Consider the following 10523-nt stretch of genomic DNA (forward strand, 5'->3'; position numbering starts at 1 on the left):
GAGGACGTGCCCGCGCCCGCCGCTGCCGTAGAAACGCCCCCACGACGCGCCGAGCCAGTCATGGAAAGCACCGGCACCGCTGGCGCACCTTTGGCCGAGCCGCCCCTTGCCGAACCACCGCCTTTCGATATCCCGAAAGCGCCGCCACAGGTAGCCGAGCGCTATGAGCAGGTGTCTGCTGCTGACGAGCCGGTGACCGACGAGTCGGCTGTTCAGGAACCTGTTGCTCAAGCGTCTGGTGAGCATAGCCCCTTGGAGGAGGCTACAGAGCTGTCGACGCCCCAGGCGCCTGCGCAACCGGTGCCGGACGATCATCGGGCGCACTATATCGATTATCATCCGCCCTCGCTGCAGGCCAACGAGCCAGACGAGGCCGAGACCTCCTTGTCAGGAAACGCGGACGCTGCGCCGCTGCGCACCCGCTATACCCCTGAAGAGGAGTGGGAAATCGAAGAGGTGGCATTCGAGCCGCGACGTCGGGATAATAGCGACTCTTCCAAATCCTCCAAATGACGTGGCTTGATGACGCTGTTCTACCACTTTGATGAAACACAACCGCTGGCTGGCCGACTGGCCATGGGCGTCGAATATGACGGCACACGTTTTTGTGGCTTTCAGCGCCTGAAGCATGCCGCCTCCGTGCAACAGGCCATCGAAGATGCGCTGGGCAAGGTGGCGGGGGCGCCCGTGCATATCTACGCCAGCGGCCGCACCGATTCCGGTGTGCACGCCACGCGCCAAGTGATTCACTTCGACCCGCCGGTACAGCGCACTGAAAAAGCGTGGATTTTCGGCGCCAATACCAATCTGCCCCGAGACGTGGCGGTGCGTTGGGTGAAGCCGGTATCCGACGATTTTCATTCGCGCCTTGGCGCGCTGGCACGCCGTTACCGCTACCTCTTTCTGAATCAGATCAGCCGCCCGGTCATGGAGCGCCACAACGTCACCTGGTGTCGCGACCCGCTGGATGCCGATGCCATGCATCGTGCGGCCCAGGTGCTGGTGGGCGAGCACGATTTCAGCAGCTTCCGCGCGGCGGGCTGCCAGTCGAAATCCCCCTGGCGCCAGATGCACTTCGTCGAAGTGAAGCGTTACGGCCCGCTGGTGGTGATCGACATCCAAGGCAATGCCTTCCTGCATCACATGATCCGTAACATTGCCGGAGCGCTGGCCAGCGTTGGCCGGGGGGCGCAGGACGAAGGGCATATCGCCCGCCTGCTGGCGATGAAGAATCGCCAGAAGGGCGATGTCACGGCGCCTGCCTGCGGCCTGCATTTCGTCGACTCCCTCTACGACGAACGTTTCGAGATTCCCAGGGAGCCGCTGGGGCCCAATCTGCTGGCCTTCACCGGCGAGTGGACCGGCGAGCGGGCGCTGCCGGAGACGCCTAGAGTGGCCGCCCGGCGCCAGCTCACCTTTACCCAGCAAACCAGCCCTGAACAGCAGGAGAGCGCCTCATGACCGCACCTGGTCGCACGCGTATCAAGTTTTGTGGCTTTACTCGCCACGAGGACGTGGCCGAGGCCGTGGTGCTGGGGGTCGATGCGCTGGGGTTCGTCATGTGGCCCAAGAGCGCGCGGGGGATCGACCCTGCCACGTTGGCAGCGCTGGCAGCACCGGTACCGGCTTTTGTGACGCGGGTGGGGCTGTTCGTCAACCCTGACGTGGCGCTGGTGGAGGCGTGTTTGCCGCACCTGGATTTGATCCAGTTCCACGGTGACGAGTCCGCCGACTTCTGCGCCCAGTTCGATCGCCCCTGGATCAAGGCGCTGCGCATGCGTGACGACCTCGACCTGCATCAGGCAGCGCAGCAGTATGCGGCCGCCCAGGCACTGCTGCTGGACGCCTATCGGCCGGGCGTGCCTGGCGGAACCGGAGAAACCTTCGACTGGTCTAGAATCCCCGCAGCCCTGCAAAAACCTGTTATTCTGGCGGGTGGGCTGACGGTCGAGAACATTGCCGCCGCGGTGGCGCAGGTGGCTCCCTATGCGGTTGATGTATCAGGGGGAATCGAAGCCGCCCCAGGCCAAAAGGATGCTCGGCGAATGGCCGACTTCGTGGCTCAGGTCGGGCGGGCCGATCAGCGCTGACGAGGGGCGTAAAACCCTTCTTCCACCTTTATGTATTCATTCATCTTTGCCTTTCTGGCAATCCTGTGAGGTATGCCTGTGACAGTCTCAGCAACTGAAACCAAGTTCAGCGACCTGACCCGAATGCCGGATGCCCGTGGTCACTTTGGCCCCTATGGCGGCCGATTCGTGTCGGAAACCCTGAGTTACGCTCTTGAAGAGCTGGATCAGGCCTACTTCAGCCTGCGCGACGACCCGGCCTTTCAGGCGGAGTTCGACCGCGACCTGGCGCACTATGTGGGTCGCCCCTCGCCGCTGTATCACGCCGAGCGCTGGTCCAACTCGCTGGGTGGCGCGCAAATCTGGTTGAAGCGCGAAGACCTCAACCACACCGGCGCCCACAAGGTGAACAACACCATCGGTCAGGCGCTGCTGGCCAAGAAGGCCGGCAAGCCTCGGGTCATCGCTGAAACCGGCGCGGGTCAGCACGGTGTGGCCACGGCCACGGTTGCCGCGCGGCTGGGGCTGGAGTGCGATGTCTACATGGGCGCCGCCGATGTCCAGCGCCAGAAGCTGAACGTGTACCGCATGCGGCTGCTGGGCGCTCGGGTCATTCCGGTGGAGTCCGGCACCCGCACGCTCAAGGACGCCATGAACGAGGCGTTGCGTGACTGGGTCACCAACGTGGACAACACCTTCTACATCATCGGTACCGTGGCCGGGCCGCATCCGTACCCGCTGCTGGTGCGCGATTTCAATGCGGTGGTGGGGCGCGAGGCGCGCCGTCAGTCGCTGGAGCAGATCGGCCGCCTGCCGGATGCGCTGGTAGCATGCGTGGGCGGTGGCTCCAATGCCATTGGCCTGTTCTACCCGTTCGTCGAAGATGACGCCGTGGCCATGTACGGTGTCGAGGCAGGGGGCGACGGGGTGGAAACCGGCCGTCACGCCGCGCCGCTGTCTTCCAATGCACCGCGTGGCGTGCTGCACGGCAACCGCACCTACCTGATGTCCGACGAAGCGGGCCAGGTGATGGACACTCACTCCATCTCCGCAGGCCTCGATTATCCTGGCGTTGGCCCCGAGCACGCGCTGTGGAAAGACGCCGGTCGCGTGCAGTACGTGGCCGCCAACGACCAGCAGGTGCTGGAAGCGTTCCGCGAGCTGACCCGCATGGAAGGCATCATGCCTGCGCTGGAGTCTGCCCATGCCTTGGCCCATGCCAAAGTGCTGGCGCCCACCATGCGGCCTGATCAGCATATCGTGGTGAACCTTTCAGGGCGTGGTGACAAGGACATCATGACCGTGGCTAACATCGACGGCATCGAGTTTTAAGGGCTAGCATGAATCGAATCGACCAGCGTTTTTCCGAATTGAAGCAGCAGGGCCGCAAGGCTCTGATCCCTTACATCACCGCCGGGGACCCTGCGCCCCAGTACACGGTAGGCTTCATGCACGCCCTGGTGGATGCCGGGGCCGATGTGATCGAGCTTGGCGTGCCGTTCTCCGACCCGATGGCGGATGGCCCGGTCATCCAGAAGGCCTGCGAGCGGGCTCTGAAACAGGGCACCCGGCTGGTGGACCTGCTGGACATGGTGGCCGAGTTTCGCCAGACCGATACCCAGACCCCCATCGTGCTGATGGGCTACCTGAATCCTATCGAACGCATCGGTTACACGGCCTTTGCCGATAAAGCCGCCAGCGTCGGTGTGGACGGCGTGCTGGTGGTGGACATGCCGCCGGAAGAGGCGGACGAGTTCGGCCCGCTGCTCAAAGCGCGCGGCCTGGCAGCGATTTTCCTGGTTGCGCCTACCACTTCCCATGCCCGTGCCGCTACAATATGCGCCCACGGTGAGGGGTATCTTTACTATGTGTCGCTCAAAGGCGTGACCGGGGCGGCCACATTGAACGCAGCCGATGTCGCTGAACACCTGGCGCCGCTGCGTGACATGACCGATTTGCCGCTGTGCGTTGGGTTCGGTATTCGCGATGGGGTGACGGCCGCCGAGGTGGCGAAAGTCGCCGATGGCGTGATCGTCGGCAGCGCGCTGGTCAACCGCATTGCGGACAGCGTGGATGCCCCTGAAACCATCACCGGACAGTTGAAGAGCGTGTTGGCTGAGATGCGGACCGCCATGGACGCCTGAGTGCGTCCTCTCATCGTCTACACTGAATCTTGAATTGACGACACTCATCAAGCTTGGCTTGACCAAGCGTTGACGTATACGGAAGCCTTTTTGATATGAGCTGGTTAGACAAGATCGTGCCCTCCATGGGGCGTATCCAGCGGAAGGACCGTCGTGCCAGCGTGCCCGATGGCCTCTGGCGTAAATGTCCCAAATGCGAGGCGGTGCTGTACCTGCCGGAGCTGGAAAAGCACCACAGCGTCTGCCCCAAGTGTGACCACCACTTGCGTCTGACCGCCCGCAAGCGCCTTGACTGGTTCCTGGACAAGCAGGGGCGCGAAGAGGTGGGGGCCGAGATCGAGCCCAATGACCGCCTCAAATTCCGCGACTCCAAGAAGTACAAGGACCGCCTGACGGCTGCCCAGAAAGAGACCGGTGAAAAAGACGCGCTGGTTGCCATGCGTGGCGAGCTGGATGGCCTGCCGGTCGTGGCCGTGGCCTTCGAGTTCACCTTCATGGGCGGCTCCATGGGGGCCGTAGTCGGTGAGAAGTTCGTCCGCGCGGCCACCATTGCGCTGGACGAGGGTATTCCGCTGATCTGCTTTGCTGCCTCGGGTGGCGCGCGGATGCAGGAAGCGCTGTTCTCGCTGATGCAGATGGCCAAGACCTCGGCAGCCCTGGAGAAGCTCAAACAGGCGGGTGTCCCCTATATTTCCGTGCTGACCGACCCGGTGTTTGGTGGCGTTTCCGCGTCGCTGGCCATGCTGGGTGACCTGAACATTGCCGAACCCAACGCCCTGATCGGTTTTGCAGGCCCTCGGGTCATCGAGCAGACCGTGCGCGAAACCCTGCCGGAAGGTTTCCAGCGCAGCGAGTTTCTGCTCGAACACGGCACGGTCGACATGATCGTACATCGTCATGACATGCGTGCGCGTGTCGGTGGTGTGCTGCGCAAGCTGACCCATCAGCCCGCCGTGGAAACCAGCGCTGAACCGGTGGTCGAAGGTGAAATCACCGAACCTGTGGTGGAAGAAGCCGCATTGGCGGATGCTGCAGAGAGCAGTGCTCAGGCAGAGCCTGCCCAGCCTGCGAGCGATGACGCGTCGCGCAATGCCTAGCACGTTAGCCGAATGGCTGAATCATCTTGAGACGCTGCACCCGGTAGGCATCGACATGGGCCTGGAGCGGGTGTCGCAGGTGGCCCGGCGTATGGGACTGCTGGACCGCCCCCTGGCTCGCCAGGTGATTACCGTGGCAGGCACCAATGGCAAGGGCTCGACCCTTGCCATGATCGATGCGGTGGCGCGGGCGCATGGCCTGCGCACCGGTACCTACACGTCTCCTCATCTGCTGCGCTATAACGAGCGGGTCACGCTGGAAGGGCGCGAAGCCAGTGACCAAACCCTGGTCGAAGGCTTCATTCAGGTGGAGGATGCTCGCCTGGAAGCGCCCGCCATCAGTCTGACCTACTTCGAGGCGGGCACGCTGTGTGCGCTCTGGTGCCTGGCCAATGCCGAGCTGGATCTGGCGGTATTGGAGGTAGGGCTGGGCGGGCGGCTGGATGCCGTCAACATCATCGATGCCGATGTGGCCATCGTGACTACCATCGCGCAGGATCATGCCAATTTCCTGGGGACCGATCTGGCTCAGATCGGGCGCGAAAAAGCAGGTATCTTTCGCCCCCTGAAACCCGCCGTGCTGGGAAGCTTGACGCTGCCCACGAGCGTGCTGGACACGGCCATTGCGGTGGCTGCGCCCAGCTACGTGCTGGGCGTGGGTTTCAGCCATAGCGCGGGTGACGAGCCGCCAGGCACGCCCTGGTGCTGGCATGGGCTCAACCGTGAAGGGGATACTCTTTCCCTTGACGCGCTGCCAGACCCGGGCTTGCCCATCGACAATGCGGCCACGGCGCTGCAGGCGCTGGCGCTGGCAGGTGTGCCGTTGAAGGTGCGGCCGGTCAGTGAAGCGCTGGCTGGCGTGACGGCTGCCGGGCGCCTGCAGTGGAGCGGGCAGTGGTGCCTGGACGTGGGGCATAATCCGCATGCGGCCAGCTATCTGGCGCGCAGGCTTCCCGCGCCGCCTGCCGGTGGTCGCCAGTGGGGGCTGCTGGGCATGCTCAATGACAAGGATGCCGACGGTGTGATCGAGGCACTGTTGCCGCGTATCCGTGACTGGGTCTGCGTCAGCCTGGAAGGCGAACGTGGCCGCTCGGCCAGCGAGCTTGCCGAGCGTATTACGTCGCTGGGCGGGCGCGTGTATCATTGCGCCGATTCCCCCGAGGCCGGGGCAGAGTGGCTGGCTCAACGGCTGACGCCAGAGGATCGGGTATTGGCAACGGGGTCATTCTTTACCGTGGCAGCGCTACTGGCGATGCCACTGCCTCAAGCATCGCCGCAGGCACGTTAAGCTGGAGGGAGAGGGATATGAAATACGGTAAAACGGAACGCATTAGCGGTCTCGTGATTCTGCTGGCCGTGCTGGCGATCATCGTGCCGTGGTTGATGAGTGACCCGGCTCCCCGGGAGGAGCGTCCGCAGCCCACCTTCGTGATCGAACAGCCGGTGAATGTGGTGCGTCAGGACGTTCCTGTGCCCGAGATGCCTGCTTCCATCAACGCGCCGTCTCCCCTCGAGCCGCTGGAGAATGCCGAGGTAGTGGACGAGCCCATCGAGGTTGTGCCGCTGGAACCGCAGACCGAGGCCGTTGCCAGTGCGCCCGCTGAAACGCCTCCGCCAGCGGCACCCGCCGAAGCGCCGCGCAGCGAACCGACGCCCGCTCCCGCCAATGACCCGATTGCCGAGCTGGTGGCCGCCAACCAGAACCGAGGCAGCGGTAGCAGTAGCAGCGGCAGCAGCAATGGTTCTGCTCCCCAGGCGCAGCAGCAGGGCGAATGGGCCGTTCAGGTAGGCAGTTTTGGCGATGCCGCCAATGCCCAGCGAATCAGCGACCAACTCACCAATCAAGGTTTCCGCGTTTTCCAGCGCCCGCGTGACAACAACCTCACCACCGTGCTGGTGGGCCCGTACGGCTCTTCGGAAGATGGCGAGGCGGCGTTGGCGCTGGTGAAAGAGCGCGCCAATGTTCAAGGCCTGCTGGTGCGGGTAAGAGACTGATCATGGCGCTGACATGGATTGATGCCGTTTTTCTGGCCGTGCTGGCGCTATCGATGCTGGCAGGCTTCGTGCGGGGCTTCGTGCGTGAATCACTGGGGCTGGCTGCCTGGCTCGTCGCGCTGATGGTGGCGCGGGTGCTGGCCGAGCCGGTGGCCGAGCTGATGGCTGGCTTCATCGAGAGTTTCGATGCTCGCCTGGTGCTGGCCTTTGCGCTGGTCATCTTTGCGGTGATTCTGCTGTGCGGCATCGTGATACGCATCGTTCACGCCGCCGTGGAGTGGGTGGGCATGGGGCTGTTGAACCGCTTTGCGGGCGCTGCGTTCGGGCTGGCCCGTGGCGCGGTCATCCTGCTGGTGGTGACCGTGCTGATCACCTTGACACCGTTGGCAGACCTTCAGGCATGGCAGGAGGCCTCACTGCGCCCCACCTTCATCGAGTTGCGGGACTGGGCGGTGAGCCAACTGGACCAGTGGGAGCGTGAGCTGCCGACGCCACCGGCGTCGCTGCGCGATGTCTCGCTCCCCGAATTACGCGTACCCGCTCAGCAGTAGCCGAGCGGTGGAAGTTGCGTCGCTGCTTGGCAGCGGCATGAGTAAGTTGGATGATCATACGGGTTTGCACCAGCAAGCCGTGGTACTAAAGCGAGGTAACTGGAATGTGCGGTATAGTGGGCCTTCTGGCCAAGCAGGCGGTAAATCAGGGAATCTACGATGCCCTGACCGTACTTCAGCATCGCGGCCAGGACGCTGCCGGCATGATGACCTGGAGCGAGGGACGCTTCCTACTGCGCAAGAGTAACGGCCTGGTCCGTGACGTTTTCCATACTCGCCACATGGCGCGCCTGAAAGGCAACCTGGGCATTGGCCACGTGCGCTACCCCACGGCGGGCTCCTCCAGTGAGGCCGAGTCTCAGCCGTTCTACGTCAACTCCCCCTACGGCATTGCGCTGGCCCACAACGGCAACCTGACCAACTCCGAGCAGTTGAAGCAGGAGCTGTTCTCCACGGGCCTGCGCCATATCAATACCAGCTCCGACTCCGAAGTGCTGCTCAACGTCTTCGCCCACGAGCTGGGCAAGCAAGGCCTTCACCTGGAAGCCGAGGACATCTTCGATGCGGTGCGTCGCGTGCATCGCCGCTGCAAGGGTGGCTATGCGGCCGTGGCGATCATCAACGGGTTCGGTATGGTCGCTTTCCGTGACCCCCACGGCATTCGCCCGGTGGTGTTCGGCACGCGCCAGGACCCCAGCGGCCAGGAAGTGATGATCGCTTCCGAGTCGGTGGCGCTGGACGTGGGTGGTTTCGAGCTGGCGCGTGACCTGGCGCCGGGTGAGGCCATCTTCGTCGACATGCAGGGCCAGATTCACACCCAGGTATGCGCCGACCGCCCCGAGCTGTATCCGTGTATCTTCGAGCACGTCTATCTGGCGCGCCCCGACTCCATTCTGGATGGTGCTTATGTCTACGGCACGCGCATGCAGATGGGCCGTAAGCTGGGCGACCGTATCATGAGCGAGTGGCCCGACCACGATATCGATGTGGTGATCCCGATCCCGGACACTTCGCGTACCTCGGCACTGGAGATGGCCCAGCACCTTGGGGTCACCTACCGCGAAGGCTTCATGAAGAATCGCTACATTGGCCGTACCTTCATCATGCCAGGGCAGACCCAGCGCAAGAAATCGGTGCGCCAGAAGCTGAATGCCATCGATGTCGAGTTCAAGGGCAAGAACGTACTGCTGGTGGATGACTCCATCGTGCGCGGCACCACCTGCAAGCAGATCATCCAGATGGCCCGGGATGCCGGTGCCCGCAAGGTCTATTTCGCCTCGGCGGCGCCCCCGGTTCGCTACCCCAACGTCTACGGTATCGACATGCCTGCGGCCACTGAGTTGATTGCCCATGGCCGCACGGAAGAGGAAGTCGGCCAGCTGATCGGCGCCGACCGCATCTTCTATCAGGACCTCGAAGACCTGAAGAGCGCCTGTCGCGAGGTCAACCCCGAGATGGAATCCTTCGACTGCTCGGTGTTCGATGGTAACTATGTTACCGGCGATATCGACGAGGCCTACCTGGCGGTACTGGAGGCTAGCCGTAACGATGCGGCCAAGGACAATAGCGCGGGTGACCATGCGCTGGTTGACATGCACAATCAGGACGATGACCTGGACGACTGAGCGCGAATACGCTGGCAACTTTCCTCGGGGGAGTTGCCAGTGGATTGAGCGTTATGGAAGCTGGACGTTTTGGAAAAGAGGGCGCTGCCATGCACGATGATCATCACCAGGAGGAGTGGTCGCTCGAAACGCTCGCCATTCGCGCGGGGCACCACCGCACGTTTGAGCAGGAGCATGCCGAGCCGATTTTTCCCACCTCGAGCTTTGTTTACGAGAGTGCTGCCGAAGCTGCCCGTAAGTTCGGTGGTCAAGAGCCGGGTAACGTCTACTCGCGTTTCACCAATCCGACGGTACACACCTTCGAGCGCCGACTGGCGGCCCTGGAAGGCGGTGAGCGCTGCGTCGCCACCAGCTCTGGCATGGCCGCCATTCTTTCCACTGCCCTGGCACTGCTGTCGGCGGGGGATGAGATCGTCGCCTCGCGTTCGCTGTTTGGCTCTACGGTCAGCCTGTTCGACAAGTATCTGGGCAAGTTTGGCATTACCACGCGCTATGTGGAGCTCTCCAATCTGGCAGCCTGGGAGGCCGCGGTAACGCCCGCCACTCGGCTGATGTTCGCCGAAACGCCGTCCAATCCGCTCTCCGAAGTGGCCGATATTCCGGCTCTGGCTGCGTTGGCGAAGCGCAGCGGGGCCTTGCTGGCCATCGATAACTGTTTCCTCACGCCTGCCCTGCAACAGCCGCTGGCGCTGGGGGCCGATCTGGTAATTCACTCGGCCACCAAGTATCTGGATGGCCAAGGGCGCGCCGTGGGTGGCGCGGTGGTAGGGCGTCATGACCTGCTGGAAGAGGTGTATGGCGTCGTGCGGACCTGCGGCCCCTGCCTGAGTCCGTTCAACGCATGGATCTTCACCAAGGGGCTCGAGACCCTATCGCTACGCATGAAAGCCCACTGCGAGAACGCCTTGAGCCTGGCCCGCTGGCTCGACCAGCACCCCGCCGTCAATCGGGTGTATTACAGCGGTCTGGAAGCACATCCTCAGCACGCGTTGGCCAAGCGCCAGCAGCAGGGCTTTGGGGCCGTGCTGGGGTTCGAGGTGCT

General features: G+C 63.3%; 10 protein-coding genes and 1 pseudogene. All 11 read left to right on the plus strand.

Translation table 11 applies throughout. From position 1 onward, the window contains the following. Positions 1-513: pseudogene (locus tag B7L71_RS15350) on the plus strand (hypothetical protein); the annotation flags it as partial. Between the two features lie 9 nt (positions 514-522). Beyond that, positions 523-1461 carry a tRNA pseudouridine(38-40) synthase TruA gene (gene truA, locus B7L71_RS15355; protein ID WP_081138980.1) on the plus strand — a complete coding sequence of 313 codons (939 nt, stop codon included), beginning with the start codon at positions 523-525 and terminating at the stop codon, positions 1459-1461. Further along, entirely contained in the window at positions 1458-2090 is a 633-nt protein-coding gene (locus B7L71_RS15360) for a phosphoribosylanthranilate isomerase (RefSeq protein ID WP_081138982.1), read from the plus strand. The genes truA and B7L71_RS15360 overlap by 4 nt, the downstream gene beginning before the upstream one ends. Positions 2091-2162: 72 nt before the next feature. Beyond that, positions 2163-3401, plus strand: coding sequence for a tryptophan synthase subunit beta (gene trpB / locus B7L71_RS15365; protein ID WP_081138983.1), 1239 nt, complete (start codon positions 2163-2165; stop codon positions 3399-3401). A gap of 8 nt (positions 3402-3409) precedes the next feature. Continuing rightward, a complete protein-coding gene (trpA, locus tag B7L71_RS15370) occupies positions 3410-4213 on the plus strand; it encodes a tryptophan synthase subunit alpha (RefSeq protein ID WP_016914045.1) in 804 nt (267 codons plus the stop codon). 95 nt (positions 4214-4308) lie between these two features. Then, positions 4309-5310: an acetyl-CoA carboxylase, carboxyltransferase subunit beta gene (gene accD / locus B7L71_RS15375; protein ID WP_016914044.1), complete on the plus strand. Its 1002-nt coding sequence runs from the start codon at positions 4309-4311 to the stop codon at positions 5308-5310. Continuing rightward, positions 5303-6598, plus strand: a complete 1296-nt coding sequence (gene folC / locus B7L71_RS15380) for a bifunctional tetrahydrofolate synthase/dihydrofolate synthase (RefSeq protein ID WP_081138985.1) — start codon at positions 5303-5305, stop codon at positions 6596-6598. Before accD ends, folC begins: the two co-directional genes overlap by 8 nt. Before the next feature lie 17 nt (positions 6599-6615). After that, entirely contained in the window at positions 6616-7305 is a 690-nt protein-coding gene (locus B7L71_RS15385; RefSeq protein ID WP_081138986.1) for an SPOR domain-containing protein, read from the plus strand. Positions 7306-7307: 2 nt separating this feature from the next. Beyond that, positions 7308-7856, plus strand: a complete 549-nt coding sequence (locus B7L71_RS15390) for a CvpA family protein (protein ID WP_081138987.1) — start codon at positions 7308-7310, stop codon at positions 7854-7856. Between the two features lie 104 nt (positions 7857-7960). Beyond that, a complete protein-coding gene (gene purF / locus B7L71_RS15395) occupies positions 7961-9481 on the plus strand; it encodes an amidophosphoribosyltransferase (protein ID WP_081138988.1) in 1521 nt (506 codons plus the stop codon). 89 nt (positions 9482-9570) lie between these two features. After that, a partial coding sequence (locus tag B7L71_RS15400) for an O-succinylhomoserine sulfhydrylase (RefSeq protein ID WP_081139028.1) occupies positions 9571-10523 on the plus strand: 953 nt, incomplete at its 3' end.

This window comes from Halomonas sp. BC2, from assembly GCF_002078115.1.
GTDB lineage: Bacteria > Pseudomonadota > Gammaproteobacteria > Pseudomonadales > Halomonadaceae > Vreelandella > Vreelandella stevensii.